Raw genomic sequence first — 13782 nt, 5'->3', positions numbered from 1 at the left:
CTGCAGGCCCGTCCCGTCCCGTGCATCACGGCGGACGGCACCACGCCGGACGAGGCCTCCGCACCGCCGGCCGCGCCTTCCGGGGCACCGACCATGAAGCGCGTCCAGGGGTCAGCCCCGCAGGGTGGCGATGGCCTTCTCGATGCGCCGCAGGCGCGTCTCGGGCTTCTTCGCGCTCTCGACGGCACGCACATGCTCGCGCTTGTGGCTGTACGCGAGCTTGTCGTACGCGGCGCGGGCGACGGGGTCGTCGTCCAGGGCGCGGGTGAAGTCCTCCGGCTCGACAACGACGCGCGGCTCGGTGTCGAGCTCCAGTTCGACCTCGACCTCGTCGCCGATCGCGACGCCCGCGGCCTGCCGGTTGGCCTTGCTGAGGCCGAGCAGGTGGCGGCCGCGCAGGAGGGCGATGCGGCTCTGCCAGGAATGCCCGTTGACGGTGATCGTCACCGGCGGCCGCGAACCCCCGCCCAGCGCTGCCACCACCTCGGGCGGAACCTCCAGGCCCCGCATGGGCTCGGGCGGCTCGACGTGGGACCAGAACTTCATGATCTTTCTCCTCTTGTTCCACCCGCTCACCGCGGATCCGGCCCGCCCGGCTCCGAGAAGGGACAGGTGCCGGACGTCCGGGCCAGGCCCGGCTGTCACATCGGCGCGCGTTCGCCGGTCGATCGGCAGGACAGGGCCGGGAGTCAGGACACCGTGGGGGCGAGCGACTCGGCGGCCTCCCAGGCGAAGCCGTCCGGGTCGGTGAAGGCGTCGGCGGTGCCGCCGACGACGATGCGGTGCGAGCCCGTGCCGTCGGCGGGGACACCGACCTCCTTGGCCAGGGCGCGGCGCTTGTACAGCGCCAGCGTGACCGGGCTGGACGGACCGGCGGCGAACTCGGCGTACTTGCCGCCGAAGCTCTTGGCCACGGTCAGACCCCGGCCGACGTAGAACTGCTTGGTGGCCTTCACGTCCTCGACGCCGAGCAGCAGGACCACCTCGTCGATCTCGCGGGTGGCGGGGCCGGTGTCCTTCTTCGCCGAGGTCGCGATCTTCCAGATCGTCCCGTCCGGGGCCTGGACGACGCCGCCGTAGCCCCACAACGACTTCGCGGCGGGCTTCAGGACGGTGGCGCCGGCGTCCACGGCGGCGCCGACGAAGCCGTCGACGTTGGCCGGCCCGGACACCGTCAGCGCCAGGGTGAAGCCGCGGAATCCGGTGGACTGCGCTTCCGACGCCCGCAGGCGCAGGTACGTGTCCACACCGAAGGCGCGGTAGAAGCGGCGGGCGGCCTCAAGGTCGGCCACCTCCAGGGTGACGGACGCGAGGGACGTGACAGCTGCGGTGAAAGTGGTGGTTGCCATGACCATCACGCTAGGGGCTGTGCGGCGGGCGGGGCTTCTCGATTCCTGACCGGTCTCGTCCTGACCGGTCTCGCGACCTGCCTCGCCACACACGCCGGCACCCCCACCACCGTGATCGCAGGCCCGGCATCGCGGGCTGCGCACAGATCGGGTCTCGCGCATCATCAGCAGGCCGTTGACCACCATCAGCGTCACGGTCAGGCCGTGGACGCTGAGCGCGGTGGCCGCCGGAGCCGTGGTGCGCACGCGGGATGGTCCGCAGGGCGGAGGGGCGAGTCACACCAGCGAGGGAGCGGGTTACGCCTGAGGGCTGATGCCGAGGGGGTGCGGGCGCCGAAGGATGGGGACCTCCGGCGGAGGGAGACGTGATGGAGCGTTGGGACCGGATCGGGCGGGCGGCGGCCTACGGGGCCGCAGCGGCCCTCGTGCCGTATCTGGTGATCAAGGTGTCGTGGGTGGTCGGTTCGTTACTGGGGCTGCTGCCGGTCGGGCGGGGATTCAGCCTGGGCGGGTGGCTGGTGCTCAACACCCTCACGATCGGAATGGCGGCGGCCGGAATCACCCTGGGGCTGGCGCTGGTGCGGCCGTGGGGAATGCGGATCCCCGGCCCCCTGGTGGGATTCCTCGCCTGGGTCGGGTCGGGATTCCTGGTGTCGATCCTGCCGTTCGTGGTCGTCAGCACGCTCATCAACTCCGAAGCAGGCAGTTCGGCCGGCTCAGGGAACTCCGGGGCTGACGCGGCGATACCCGCCTGGGAGGCGGCGCTGCTCCAGTGCAGCTTCGCGGGAACCGGGATCGCGCTCGCCGTCGCACTTCCCGCCTATCTGTGGCGACGCTGGCCCCACGCGTTGCGCCGGCCGGAGCGAACCGACCCGCACGGCTCCTCGGGGCCGGTGTGGCCCGTCGTCACCGGCGCCGTGACCGGCCTGGCCTGGCTCTACTGGGCGGCCGGTGGCTCGCTGGGTATTGCGCACCGCGACGAGCGGCCGGCCGGTTGGCATGTGCTGGTCGGGGTCAGCGCGTGCTGGGCCCTCGTCGCGTCCGGCGCCGTACTGGCTCTCGTCCGACGCCGGTCGACCAGGCTGCCGTATCCACTCCTGCTCGCGTCGGCATGGCTGGGATCGGGCTCGATGTTCGCGTGGAGCGGCTGGAGGCTACCCGCCACGGTGTACGTGGCGCTGGCGAACCCGAGCGACATCAGCTACCCGGAGAACGTCGCGGTCGCCGTGACACTGCACATCACAGCCGTGCTGACCGGGGTGGGGATCATGCGGACGCTGTTACGCGGAGAACCTGGCCGGGCGAGCGTGACCGACAGCACCCGGCAGCCCGCCGAGCGGGTGGGCCGTCTCCCGTGAACCTGTTCGGGAAGGCCCTTCGGCGGGAGCACCTCGATGCTCCCGTGGCAGGAGCGAGGACGGGACGGCCACCTCCGCCCAGAGCCATTCGTTGGTCGAACCCGCGGCGAGGGCGGGGGGCTCCCGGGCGGCTCGCTGGTCGCCGGTGGCCGTGTCGGTGTCCCGTGCCACTGTGTGGCTCATGATCAACGATCTTGACGGTGTCGACTGGTCGTCCATGGGGCACGCCTACGGCCCGGCCGACGACGTGCCGCTGTGGCTGGAGCAGATGGCCTCGCCCGACTCCGACGTGCGGGAGAAGGCGTTCAGCAGTTTCTACGGCTCGGCCCACCACCAAGGTGGCGTCTACGGGTGTACGACGGCGAGCCTGCCGTTCCTGTTCGCTCTCGCCGACGATCCCGAGACACCCGACCGTGCGTCCGTCCTCCGGCTCCTGCTGAGCATCGGCGGACGACCCCGGCCGGACGGACAGCGGCAGGACGGCGGCCGACCACGCCGGTAGGCCTTCCGTTCCCTTCCGGCCGGGAGGGCTGGGCTGTGCGCGGGTCAGCGGGCGATCGAGATCGCGAAGGGCGCGAACCCGCTGGACCGAATCACGTGGGGTACGAACAGGATCGCGGCCTCCGTGGCGCGGGCGGTCCGGATCCCTCCGAGATCGGTGATCCACTCGTCGCGCCAGCCGAGGTCGGTGAGCAGCTCGCGGACGGTCTGCTTGGCCTGCGGGTCCTCGCCGGAGAGGAAGGCGTCGGGCGCCTGGGTGAGCATGGCCGGCGCGGTCATCACCGGGAAGAGCATGGTGTTGAGCGTCTTGACGACGCGCGTTTCGGGGAGCGCCTCCTGGAGCTGCTCGGCGAGGCTCGAACCGGGGTGGAGCAGCTCGCCGGGCAGTCCGTCCGGTCCGTCGGCGGTGGCGTTGGAGACGTCGACGAGGATCTTGCCCCGCAGTTCCTCGCGCAGGGCGCCGAGCCGCTCCAGCGAGCCGGCGCCCGGGGTGGCGTTGATGACGATCCGGACCGTCCGTGCCGCGTCGGCGGCGGCGCCCGGCGCGCGGTCCGCCACGGTCACCTGATGTCCGGCCCGGGCGAGGGCGGCGGCCAGGTTGCCGCCGACGCGGCCGTTTCCGAGAACTGCGATCGTGGTCATGATGATGTGGTCCTTCCGTGGGTGCAGGTCATGGTGCGGGTGGGGGTTCAGCGCGAGAGCGTGGTGACGGCCTCGGTGTGGACGCCGGGCGCGGCGGCCAGGAAGCTCTCGCTCTGCGGGGTCCAGGGGCGGCCCTCGGCGTCGGAGATCCGTCCGCCGGCCTCGGTGACGAGCAGCGCACCGGGGAGCAGGTCCGCCCGGGCACCGGCGAACTGCCAGAAGGCCTCGATCCGGCCGGCGGCCACGTTCAGCAGGTGCAGGGTCGCGGGAACGGAGACGCGGACGACGAGCGCGTCGAAGAGCATCGCGGTGATCGAGGAGCCGCCGCGCCGTACGACCGCCTCGTCCTCGTCCGGCCGGGCCTGGCTGGTGGCCACAATGCCCAGGCCGAGGTCCGCGGTCGGGGACACGCGCAGCGGCCGACCGTCGAGGTGGGCGCCCGCGCCGCTGAGCGCGGTGCAGGTCTCGCCGGTCATGGGCAGGTGGACCACGGTGAGCACGGGCTGGTTCTCGCGCACGAGGGTGGCGGTCACCGCCCATTCCGGCAGGGCGTGCAGGTGGTTGACGTTGCCTTCGGCCGGGTCCACGACCCACCATTCGCCTGGCGGCAGCGCCCCGCCGTCGAGCTCGTCCTCCACCCAGCCGGCCTCCGGGCGCAGCTGGGTGAGGCGGGGGCGCAGGATGGCGAGGGCCGTGTCGTCGTTGGCGGCCAGCGCGCTCATCAGCTCTTCGCGGGTCCGGTGGCGGACGACGTCGCCGAAGCGCTCGCGCAGTGCCGAACCGGCCGCGCGCACGGCGATCGCCGTCCGGGCGAGCAGGTCGGCGTCGGAAGTGGCGGCGTCCCAGGCGGCGGCGGCGTCGGACATCCCGGTGGTCTGAAGCGTTTCGGACATGGTGGTGCTCCCGTTCCGAGGAGGGTGATGAGGCTGGTCGGGCCGAGCGGTTCGTTCCGTCTCGCGCTCTCATCTCGAAGGTAGACAGCCCCGTCATTAACTTCAACTGCATGCCAAGCACGGCTAGGATTACTCACATGCAATTGGATTTGAACCTGCTCGCCGCGCTCGACGCGCTGCTGGAAGAGGGCAGCGTGGCCGGGGCGGCCGCACGCCTGCACGTCACCGCCCCTGCGATGAGCCGGAGTCTGGGCCGGATCCGGCGTACGACGGGGGATCAGATCCTGGTGCGCACCGGCCGCACGATGACCCCGACGCCGTATGCGATCGCCGTCCGGGAACAGGTGCACGAGCTGCTGCACCAGGTCCAGGGGGTGCTGGCACCGAGCCGTGAACTCGATCTGGCGACGTTGGAGCGCACCTTCACCCTCCGCTGGCACGACTCCTTGGTCGTCTCGAGCGGCCCGGCCCTGCTCGCGGCGGTGCGCGGACAGGCGCCCGGCGTGCGGCTGCGCTTCGTTGCCGAATCGAGCGGTGACACCCCCGAGTTGCGGCGAGGCGAGGTGGACCTGGAGGCGAACGCCAACCGCCCGAGCGCAGGGGACATCCGCGCCGAGAACGTGGGCGAGACCCGCCTCGTCGTCGTCGTACGCCAGGGGCACCCCCTCACCCGCGCCGGGGCCGTCACCGCACAGCAGTACGCCGCCGCCGAGCACGTCACCGTCTCGCGGCGTGGAAACCTCGGCAACGCTCTCGACGACGCCCTCGGACGACTCGGCCTCACCCGCCGCGTGGTGGCGAGCGCGCCCACGGAGGCGGCCGCGCTGGAATTCGCGCGCGGCTCCGACCTCCTGATCAGCCTCCCGGAAGCCACCACGCGCTCCGCGGTCGCCGACCTCGGCCTGGCCGTCCTCCCCCTGCCGCTCGAACTGCCCTCGGCCCCGGTGTACCTGTCGTGGCATCAGCGCTACGACACCGACCACGCCCACGTCTGGCTGCGCGGACTGGCGCGGGCCGCACTGGCCACGTGCGCAGCGTCGTAGCCGGCGCCGCCCCGACCGGAGCCCGGACAGCGATCCGGCAGGCGGTCGTCTCGCGAGGGCTGCCGGATCGGCGGAGTCGTCGGCCTACCGCCTGCCGCTCGCGGTCGCCCGCGGCCCGCGGCGGCGGCGCGCGTACCCCTCCGCCGATCGGGTTCCGGGACGGGTGGCCTCACGGATGTGGCAACCGGGGCAACGGTTGGAGCACCGGTTGGGCTCCGGGAGTACGAGGGGGTGCGGGGTGCTCATGGGAGCTCGGAAGACCGGCCGGGACGACGACTTCACCACGTCCATGACCAGTGCCCGGCCACGGCTGCTACGGACGGCGCACCTGCCGGCGGGTGAGCCGTGCCGGGTCGCCGCAGGACCCGGTACGCGGCGTCAAGCACGTCCCGGTCGGCGTCGTTCGACTCCTGCTTCCCGGCGGGCAAGGGAGTACGGCGGGGACATCGCCGACTTCCAGGATGCGGCAGAAGCCGCCACCGCTGCTCGGGTCCGCCCGCTGGGGCGACCCCGGTGACGGGCGTCGCCCCGCCGGTGGGGCGACGACGGACGGAGGGCCGGGCCGGGGGACGTCAGTGGCGACCGGAGCGGTGCCGTACTGTCCCGTGAGGCCGTGGCGAGCCGTGGGTGCGGGTGCTCTCGCCTTCGGCGGTCAGGATGACTGGACCTGGTCGAAGAGGGCGAGGGCTTGGGCGGGGTCCGGGCTGACGAGGCGTTCCAGACCGGCCGTCGTGATCTTTGCCCACCTGCCGGCCCGTGCCCACATCTGTTCCTCGAAGGCGCGGACGGCCTCGTCCAGATCTCCGGGTCCGGCGGCGATGGCCTCGGCAAGTTCGGCGCCCTCCAGCATGGCGAGGTTCGCGCCCGCCCCCAACGGGGGCATCAGATGGGCGGCGTCGCCCAGCAGCGTCACCCCGGGGAGGTGGGTCCAGGTGTGGGCGACGGGCAGGACGTAAAGGGGGCGGTGGACGAAGGCGGTGCCGTGGCGGAGGAGGTCGAGGACGGGAGCTGCCCAGCCGTCGAACAGGGCCAGCAGGCTGGATCGCACGGCCTCGACATCGGCCGGGTCCAGGTTCGTGTGCCAGTCCAGCGGCGCGCGGAACTGGGCGTACACCTTGACGTGGCCACCGCTGTTGCGTTGGGCGACGAGAGCTCGGTTCACGCCGTAGACGGCCAGGGAACCGTCGCCGATCAACCGGGCGAGGTCGGGGTGGCGGGTGTCGACGTCGTCCAGGGAGGTTTCGAGCGAGGTGATGCCGGTGTAGTGCGGCGTCACCGGCGAGACGGCCGGGCGGGTCCGGGACCAGGCGCCGTCCGCGCCGACCACGAGGTCGAACGTCTCCTGCCGCCCGTCCGCGAAGTGGACCAGTACGCCGTCCCCGGTCCCCGGCACCACCCGCGTCACGCCCCGGCCCCACTGGACGTCGACAGGGCCGAGCAGCAGGTCACGGAGTTGCCCGCGGTCGATCTCGGGATTGGCCCGGTCTTCCGGACGGGGTCGCCAGTCGCGCAGGACTGTCCCGTCCACGTCCAGGATGCGCATGGCCTGCCCCTCGGGGCGGGCCAGCGCCTGGAATTCCGCCAGCAGCCCTGCCTTGTCCAGCGCGAGTTGGCCCAGCCCCTGGTGCAGGTCCAGCGTGCCGCCCGGGGGACGGGCGTCGGGGGCGGGGTCGCGTTCCAGGACGGCGACGGGGTGGCCGTGTCGGTGCAGGACACGGGCGAAGGTAAGGCCGGCGGGGCCGCTCCCGACGACGGCGATACGATGTCTCATGCCGATACACTGTATTTCCTCACTACGACGCATCGCAACAGAACGGTGAGACCATGACTGTCTGGGACCGGCCGGAGCCGCCGACCCGCCCCGTGCCGCTCGACCGGGAGCGGATCGTCGCCGCCGCCGTCGCGCTGGCCGACGAGGGCGGGCCGGAGGCGGTGTCGTTGCGCAAGGTCGCCGCCCGGCTGGACGCCGGCCCCATGCGGCTGTACGGATTCATCTCCACCAAGCAGGAGCTGTTCGACCTCATGGTGGACGAGGTCCAGGCCGAGATCCTCCCCGAGGAGCAGCCCGGTGACTGGCGGGAGGCGCTGCGCATCCTCTCCCACCGCACCAGGCAGGCCGCTCTGCGTCACGAATGGCTGGCCGATCTGCTCGGCGGCCGCCCAACCCTGGGCCCGAACGGCCTCGCCGTGACCGAGGCCAAGCTGGCCGCTCTCGACGGCCTCGCCGACGTCGACACCGTCATGCGCGCCGTGGAAACCGTCAGCGCCTACGTCACCGGCGCGATCAGACGCGAGATCGGGAACCTGCGGGCCGAGCGCGCCACGGGCCTGTCCAAACGCGACTGGCAGCGCGCCTCCGGCCCGCATGTGACGAGAATGCTGGCCACCGGCCGCTTCCCGGCGCTGACCAGGGCCGTGCACGACGGCACGGACGTGGACGCCGGGACATCCTTCGCGACCGGCCTGGACTGGGTCCTCGACGCCGTGGCCGCCAAACTCGACGGACCGCCGGCGTGACGCTCGACTCCTGTCGAACCTGAGACCGGTCTCATCCGATGGAGGCGCCTGCTTCGCCGTGCCCGGTCGCCGGGCCTTCGGTCCCGACGAACCCTGCCGGTGCGGTGAACGTCGGGTCGTTGCCGGTCAGGTCGCGGCTGGCCGCCCAGAGACGTGCCGCGGTCGTGGTGTCGGTCAGGTGGGTCCAGAGGGGTTCGATTCTGGGCGTACCGCGCAGCCCGAACGCCCGCGGGCCCAGCATCTGTCCGCCGCGCACGCTCGGGTCGAGTACGGCCCGGACGGCGGGCCGTGCGGCAGCGTCCTTGCCCTGGACGACCAGGCCGAGCGGCAGGCGGCTCAACCGCTCGCCGGTGGTCCGGAGGTGGACCGGCGGGCGCGACGGGGTGAGGGAGTCGAGTGCGCCGCCGGGGTGGACCAGCACGCTCAGTGTCGTGCTGCCGGCAGCACGAAGGCGGCGGTCGAGTTCGAGGGCGAAGAGCATCTGAGCCAGCTTGGAGCGCGCATAGGCGCGCTTGGGCCGGTAGTCCTGCGTGCTCCGGAGATCGTCGAGGTCCAGACGTTCGGACTTGGCCGCGAAGCTGCCGGTGGTGACGATCCGGCTCCCTGGGGTCGCCGTGAGCAGCGGGGCGAGGTGGTGGATCAGAGCGAAGTGCCCCAGGTGGTTGGTCGCGAACATCAGCTCGTGGCCGTCCCTGGTCTCACGGCGCGGCGGGTGGTCGAGCGCCACCCCGGCGTTGAGGACGACCGCGTCGAGGCGCTCCAGCCCGAGCGCGTCCACCGACGCCGCCGGCGAGGCGGGATCGGCCAGGTCCAGAGGCACGTACTTCACCCTGGCACCGGGCACGCGCGAGCCGATGGAGCCGATCGCGGCCTCGGCCTTCGCCCGGTCGCGACTGCCGAGAACGACCGTGGCCCCGGTGCCGGCGAGCTGCTCGGCCACGAAGTACCCGATGCCCGCGTTGCCGCCGGTGACCAGGAAGCTCTTCCCCCGGGCGCGAGGCAGACGGTGAACGTCCCATCGTGGGGTCCGGTGTACGGAGGGCATGGCGGCTCCCGGGAGCTCGGAGTGGTCTGAAGGAGAGCGCGCCCGCACGGTCACAGTCGGCCACGCCCGGTTCCCACGATCCCGGGGACCACTCACATCCCACCGACAGGTCGCTGTCCCCACCGACAACCGACCCACAACCGACCGACACCGCGCTGGCCCAGCGCGGCAACCAAGGAACGGGCGCCACCGAGGAGACCTACCTCCCGGTGTATCCCTCGGGCAGCACGCGCTCGGCCAGCTCCAGCCTCAACCCGCGGCCCGGCCGGGACAGCTCCAACCAGGTGATCGTGCCGGTGGGCCCGGACGGCCGGATCAACGTCTACAACCACGCCGGCAGCACGCACGCGATCCTCGACGTGTCCGGCTACTACGGCCCCGGCAGCCAGAGCCTGTTCACGCCCGCCGCGCCCAAGCGGCTGCTCGACACCCGCGTCACCCCCGGACCGCTCGGCCCGAACCGCACCCTCCCCCTGACGATCGGCGGCGCGAACGGCGTCCCCGCCGACGCCACGGCCGCAGCGCTGAACGTCACCGTCACCGACCCCACCGCGGACAGCTTCGTGACCGTGTACCCGGGAGGGACCGCGCGCCCGAGCACCAGCAGCGTCAACTTCCAGGCCCGGTCGACCGTCCCGAACCATGTCATCACCCCGCTCGGCGGCGACGGCACCGCCGACATCTACAACCACGTCGGCTCCACCCAGGTCATCGCCGACCTGTTCGGCTACTTCAGCAAGGGCTGACACCCGGACGGGCTCCGGACGGCCCGGCGCAGGCGGACCGCTCGGCCCAGACGACACCGCTCGGCCGGCGGCCGGGGCGCAGGCGGCAGACGGCCGGGCGGTGTGACGGCGGTGTACCTCTTGGCCGCCCGCAGGCCGCCCGCAGACCGCCCGGTGTCGTCGTCGACGGCGCCGGGCGGCATGGGCGGTGTGCGGTGCGCGGCATGGGCGGTGTCCGTTGGGCCCGGCGCCGTAGGTGCGTGACCGCCCGCCCGGCCGGGTACGGCGGGGGTGTCTACCGGGCGGCCACCTTCGGCGCGGCGGCGTGCCGGGCGCGGGCGAGCGTGGGGTAGCGAATCGTGAAGAGCAGCGGGACGGCGAACGTCGCCACGGTGAGCAGGGTGCGGGCGTCGCCCGCGTCCGGCCGGTAGTGGCGCAGCAGTGCGCCGCCGAGGCCGGAGAGGGTGAAGGCGGCGGCCCACACCGTGGTGATGACCCGGTTGATCTGAAGGAACAGCGGGCTGTTCCAGAGGTGTTCGGGTGTCTGGGTGCGGGCGATGCCGAGGGTGAAGGGGTGGCCGAGCACGAGTGAGCCCCAGGCGGTGGCCGCGAGCCAGAGCGAGGACAGCGGGGGTCCGTAGTGGGTGACGGCGGTGGAGTCGGGCGCGGCGAACGCGGCGGCGGTGTAGGCGGCGAGGAAGAGGACGGCGCTGGCCTCGATCACCTGGGCGTCCCACCCGCGGCCCGAGCGGCGCTGGATCGCGACGAGGGCGAGGGCCAGCAGGAGGCCGGTGAGCGCGGCCCAGCGGATGTCGACAGTGCCGGTGAGGACGGCGACGGCGATCCACGGGACGAAGCTGCGGATGTGGCCCATGATGGTGTCTTCCCTTGTGATCTGATCGTGCGGTTGGGTCTCGGTAGGCGTCGTGGGCGTTGTTCCTCCCGACCTTCCTGCCGATGTCCTCCCAGCCTGTCGATCGCCCGCCTGTCGGGGAACGGGAGAGGATGCAAGACTCCGTGCAGGAAGCTGCAGGGGAACGGGGGCGGCGATGAGTTTGCAGAGTCTGGGGCTGACGTACGAGCAGGAGCGTGTCTACCGCTATCTGTTGCGTACCCGGACCACTGATCCGGATACGGCCGAGGCGGAACTGGGCCTGCCCGGCCTGCGCCTGGTCCTTGAGGAGTTGCGGGCTCTGGGGGTGGTCGACGCGGGCCTGGTGCCGCTGCCGCCCGCGGCCGCCGTCGATCTGCTCGTGCGGCTCCGGGTGGAGCGCACCTCGCGTGAACTGGCCCGCCTCGACTCGGCGTTCGACGTGGTGCGGGAGCTGGCGGAGGAGGCCCGCCAGGGGCGTCCGGTCGAACTCGTCGAACGCATCCAGGACAAGGCGCAGGTGAACCACCGGATCCATACGATGCTGGGCCGCTTCGAGACGATGAACGCCAAAGTCCTGGCGCGCACGGAGGCCTCCGACGAGTCGGCCCGCCGTCGGCAGCGCCAGCTCGCCGAAGGGCTGGTCAGCCGCACACTCGTCAGCACGGCGGCCCTCGACCAGTCCGACCAACTGGCCTACGCCCGGCACTGGCACGCGCTGGGCGATGTGCACCGGGTGATGTCCGAGCCGTTCGGCCGGATGCTGATCGTCGACCGGCGGCTCGCCTTCGTGCGCCTCGATCCGGGCCGGCCGGAGTCCGACACGCTGCAGATCGCCCAACCCGGGATCGTGGCCGCCCTGGTCGATCTGTTCGAACAACTGTGGGTGCGCGCCACCGACCTGGACCGGCTCGACCTCAGCGCGACCGAGGCCGCGGTCCTGCGCACGCTGAGCGAGCACGGCAAGGACGAGAGCGCCGCCCGCGAGCTGAACATCTCCCTGCGCAAGTACCGCGCCCATGTGGCCGCCCTGATGACCCGTCTCGGCGCCGCGACCCGCTTCCAGGCGGCCCTGCGCGCCAAGGAACGCGGCTGGCTGTGACCTCACCGGGCCGGACCGCAACGGGCGCAACCGGTGCAACGGGCGCAGCGCGGAGAACCTCGACGGAAGGCACCGGCGCAAGCGCCGGGACGTCCGAACCGACCCGGGGCGCACGGACTCGGACCTGGCAATCAGTCAGAATGCGCCGGGGACGCAACATTTCCGGGGCCTGATCCCGTGTAGAAGTCGACGCGGGACACCACCGTCCCGCGGGCAACTCGGCACGGACGACGGAACAGGGGGCCGGGCACGGATGTCGCCGGAGCGCGAGAGATTGTTCGAACAGTTCGCCGCAGCCCGGTACGGAGCGCTGCGCCGTACCGGGTACCTCTTGTGCGGCGACTGGCACCTGGCCGAGGACCTGGTGCAGTCGACCCTGATCAAGGTGTACGCGCGCTGGCCACGGCTGCGCGACCCGGACACCGCCGGAGGGTACGCGCGCACCACGCTGGTGCGCACCTTCGTGGACGGGCGGCGGCGCCGCTCGGCCGGCGAGGTGGCCAGTGCCGAGCCACCGGAGACGGCCGCGGTGGGCGCCGACCCGGACCGGCGGCTGGCGCTGCTGGCAGCGCTGGCCCGGGTGTCGCCGGGCTACCGGGCGGTGCTGGTGCTGCGCTACTGGGAGGACCAGAGCGTCGAGGAGTGCGCCGCGATCCTCGGCAGGAGCAGCGGCGCGGTGCGGTCGGACGCCCACCGCGGTCTGGCGCAGCTGGGGACGATCCTCGGCGACTCGGTGCACGAGATCGCCGGGTCGTGAGCGGCCTGCGGCAGGGCGGGCGGGTGTACGGGCGGGCGGTCGGGTGTACGGGCGAGGTCGGGTATGCGGAGCGAGAGGGAGGGAGCGGGCATGACGCACGGTGGGGAGGACCCCGGCCGCCTGATGGCGGTGGAGGTGTTCCGGGCGGTGCTGGAGCAGCCGGAGCCGGAGGCGCCCGCGGTGCTGGCGGCGGTGCGGGCCGGTGGGCGGCGACTGCGGACCCGGCGGCGGCTCGCGCTGGGCGCGGCGGTGCTGGCGGCGGTACCGGTGCTGGCGATCACGGCGGCGCTGGTCGTCCCGGAGTCCGCGGCGCGGCCGTCGGGCGCCGGGGCGGACCCTTGGGACGCGATCCACGACCGGCTGCGTTCCGCCCTGGCTGCCCATCTGCCGGCGGGCTACACCGGGGTGCTGGACGGCGGCGGCCCGACCACCTTCCGGCTGGTGCGCGCCGACGGCGGGTTCACGGCGGTGGCGACGGTCATGGGCGACCCGGTGGCACCGGGCAGTCGCCTGCCCTCGCCGTGCGAGCCGCAGGGCGGCCGGCCGGTGTACGCGAGCGACTGCGTGTCACGGACCCTGCCGGACGGTTCGACCGGCTGGCTGTACCGGTCCACCTCCTACCCGGTCACCCAGCTCATCCTGGTCACCCCGCAGGGCCGGATCGCCGGACTGGGGACGATGCCGACGGCCGTCCCACCGCAAGGGGAAGGCGGCGAGCCGCAGGAGTCCAAGTCGATGACGCCCGAGCAGTTGGACGCCTTGGTCTCGGCCCCGGAGGTGCTGGCCGCGTTGGAGGCTGTCGGGACGGACGCGCCCGGGTGACGATGTCGCGGATCGTGTTCCGGGCCCCGCAGGGCCGGCCCGACGGTGGTGGTGACGATCAAGTCCGGTGCACGGGCACATGATGGTCCAGCGACCGGCGGACGACCGACGGCACCGGTCCCGGACGGGGCGTCCCCCGTCCGGGACCGGCCTCGCC

The 13782-nt window shown here is 72.8% G+C and carries 15 protein-coding genes; 8 read left to right on the top strand and 7 right to left on the bottom strand.

Translation table 11 applies throughout. The features are described 5' to 3' along the window. Window positions 1-111: 111 nt before the first annotated feature. Window positions 112-546 carry a YdeI/OmpD-associated family protein gene (locus OG689_RS37255; protein ID WP_266325843.1) on the bottom strand — a complete coding sequence of 145 codons (435 nt, stop codon included), beginning with the start codon at window positions 544-546 and terminating at the stop codon, window positions 112-114. Between the two features lie 143 nt (window positions 547-689). After that, the gene (locus OG689_RS37250) at window positions 690-1355 is read right to left on the bottom strand and encodes a glyoxalase (protein ID WP_266327713.1); all 666 of its coding nucleotides are present in this window, start codon (window positions 1353-1355) and stop codon (window positions 690-692) included. A gap of 362 nt (window positions 1356-1717) precedes the next feature. Here OG689_RS37250 and OG689_RS37245 point away from each other — a divergent pair, with 362 nt between their 5' ends. Both OG689_RS37245 and OG689_RS37240 read left to right on the top strand, forming a co-directional pair. Then, window positions 1718-2707, top strand: coding sequence for a hypothetical protein (locus OG689_RS37245; RefSeq protein ID WP_266325841.1), 990 nt, complete (start codon window positions 1718-1720; stop codon window positions 2705-2707). Window positions 2708-2888: 181 nt separating this feature from the next. Next, window positions 2889-3209, top strand: coding sequence for a hypothetical protein (locus tag OG689_RS37240; protein WP_266325839.1), 321 nt, complete (start codon window positions 2889-2891; stop codon window positions 3207-3209). A gap of 44 nt (window positions 3210-3253) precedes the next feature. Here OG689_RS37240 and OG689_RS37235 read toward each other — a convergent pair whose 3' ends face one another. Then, entirely contained in the window at window positions 3254-3850 is a 597-nt protein-coding gene (locus tag OG689_RS37235; RefSeq protein WP_266325837.1) for an NAD(P)-binding domain-containing protein, read from the bottom strand. Between the two features lie 47 nt (window positions 3851-3897). Continuing rightward, window positions 3898-4743 (bottom strand): 3'(2'),5'-bisphosphate nucleotidase CysQ, encoded by an 846-nt coding sequence (locus OG689_RS37230; RefSeq protein WP_266325835.1) that lies wholly within the window; start codon window positions 4741-4743, stop codon window positions 3898-3900. Window positions 4744-4880: 137 nt separating this feature from the next. On the opposite strand from OG689_RS37230, the gene OG689_RS37225 reads away from it, so the two are divergent. Further along, window positions 4881-5786: a LysR family transcriptional regulator gene (locus OG689_RS37225; protein WP_266325833.1), complete on the top strand. Its 906-nt coding sequence runs from the start codon at window positions 4881-4883 to the stop codon at window positions 5784-5786. Window positions 5787-6438: 652 nt separating this feature from the next. Here the strand turns inward: OG689_RS37225 and OG689_RS37220 are convergent. Then, window positions 6439-7557 carry an NAD(P)/FAD-dependent oxidoreductase gene (locus tag OG689_RS37220; protein WP_266325831.1) on the bottom strand — a complete coding sequence of 373 codons (1119 nt, stop codon included), beginning with the start codon at window positions 7555-7557 and terminating at the stop codon, window positions 6439-6441. 53 nt (window positions 7558-7610) lie between these two features. Between OG689_RS37220 and OG689_RS37215 the strand changes: the two genes are divergently transcribed. After that, window positions 7611-8303: a TetR/AcrR family transcriptional regulator C-terminal domain-containing protein gene (locus OG689_RS37215; protein WP_266325829.1), complete on the top strand. Its 693-nt coding sequence runs from the start codon at window positions 7611-7613 to the stop codon at window positions 8301-8303. A 31-nt stretch (window positions 8304-8334) separates the two neighbouring features. On the opposite strand, the gene OG689_RS37210 is transcribed toward OG689_RS37215, so the two are convergent. Beyond that, window positions 8335-9348, bottom strand: coding sequence for an SDR family NAD(P)-dependent oxidoreductase (locus OG689_RS37210; RefSeq protein WP_266325827.1), 1014 nt, complete (start codon window positions 9346-9348; stop codon window positions 8335-8337). Between the two features lie 209 nt (window positions 9349-9557). On the opposite strand from OG689_RS37210, the gene OG689_RS37205 reads away from it, so the two are divergent. Next, entirely contained in the window at window positions 9558-10094 is a 537-nt protein-coding gene (locus OG689_RS37205) for a hypothetical protein (RefSeq protein WP_266325826.1), read from the top strand. Between the two features lie 274 nt (window positions 10095-10368). Here OG689_RS37205 and OG689_RS37200 read toward each other — a convergent pair whose 3' ends face one another. Next, entirely contained in the window at window positions 10369-10947 is a 579-nt protein-coding gene (locus tag OG689_RS37200; RefSeq protein ID WP_266325824.1) for a hypothetical protein, read from the bottom strand. A gap of 175 nt (window positions 10948-11122) precedes the next feature. On the opposite strand from OG689_RS37200, the gene OG689_RS37195 reads away from it, so the two are divergent. The 3 genes from OG689_RS37195 (at window position 11123) to OG689_RS37185 (ending at window position 13625) form a co-directional block, all read left to right on the top strand. Next, on the top strand, window positions 11123-12046 hold the full coding sequence (locus OG689_RS37195) for a hypothetical protein (protein ID WP_266325822.1): 924 nt from the start codon (window positions 11123-11125) through the stop codon (window positions 12044-12046). A 274-nt stretch (window positions 12047-12320) separates the two neighbouring features. Beyond that, window positions 12321-12803: a SigE family RNA polymerase sigma factor gene (locus tag OG689_RS37190; RefSeq protein WP_323189363.1), complete on the top strand. Its 483-nt coding sequence runs from the start codon at window positions 12321-12323 to the stop codon at window positions 12801-12803. A 90-nt stretch (window positions 12804-12893) separates the two neighbouring features. Next, window positions 12894-13625, top strand: coding sequence for a hypothetical protein (locus tag OG689_RS37185; protein WP_266325818.1), 732 nt, complete (start codon window positions 12894-12896; stop codon window positions 13623-13625). Window positions 13626-13782 lie beyond the last annotated feature (157 nt).

It is taken from the genome of Kitasatospora sp. NBC_00240, from assembly GCF_026342405.1.
GTDB lineage: Bacteria > Actinomycetota > Actinomycetes > Streptomycetales > Streptomycetaceae > Kitasatospora.
Note: the sequence above shows the minus strand (reverse complement) of the source record. Positions and strands in the feature narration are given on the sequence as shown.

Bases quoted from the DNA above. Each gene is read 5' to 3' on its own strand.
- OG689_RS37255 (WP_266325843.1), bottom strand. From the start codon at position 546: ATGAAGTTCTGGTCCCACGTCGAGCCGCCCGAGCCCATGCGGGGCCTG.
- OG689_RS37250 (WP_266327713.1), bottom strand. From the start codon at position 1,355: ATGGTCATGGCAACCACCACTTTCACCGCAGCTGTCACGTCCCTCGCG.
- OG689_RS37245 (WP_266325841.1), top strand. From the start codon at position 1,718: ATGGAGCGTTGGGACCGGATCGGGCGGGCGGCGGCCTACGGGGCCGCA.
- OG689_RS37240 (WP_266325839.1), top strand. From the start codon at position 2,889: ATGATCAACGATCTTGACGGTGTCGACTGGTCGTCCATGGGGCACGCC.
- OG689_RS37235 (WP_266325837.1), bottom strand. From the start codon at position 3,850: ATGACCACGATCGCAGTTCTCGGAAACGGCCGCGTCGGCGGCAACCTG.
- OG689_RS37230 (WP_266325835.1), bottom strand. From the start codon at position 4,743: ATGTCCGAAACGCTTCAGACCACCGGGATGTCCGACGCCGCCGCCGCC.
- OG689_RS37225 (WP_266325833.1), top strand. From the start codon at position 4,881: ATGCAATTGGATTTGAACCTGCTCGCCGCGCTCGACGCGCTGCTGGAA.
- OG689_RS37220 (WP_266325831.1), bottom strand. From the start codon at position 7,557: ATGAGACATCGTATCGCCGTCGTCGGGAGCGGCCCCGCCGGCCTTACC.
- OG689_RS37215 (WP_266325829.1), top strand. From the start codon at position 7,611: ATGACTGTCTGGGACCGGCCGGAGCCGCCGACCCGCCCCGTGCCGCTC.
- OG689_RS37210 (WP_266325827.1), bottom strand. From the start codon at position 9,348: ATGCCCTCCGTACACCGGACCCCACGATGGGACGTTCACCGTCTGCCT.
- OG689_RS37200 (WP_266325824.1), bottom strand. From the start codon at position 10,947: ATGGGCCACATCCGCAGCTTCGTCCCGTGGATCGCCGTCGCCGTCCTC.
- OG689_RS37195 (WP_266325822.1), top strand. From the start codon at position 11,123: ATGAGTTTGCAGAGTCTGGGGCTGACGTACGAGCAGGAGCGTGTCTAC.
- OG689_RS37185 (WP_266325818.1), top strand. From the start codon at position 12,894: ATGACGCACGGTGGGGAGGACCCCGGCCGCCTGATGGCGGTGGAGGTG.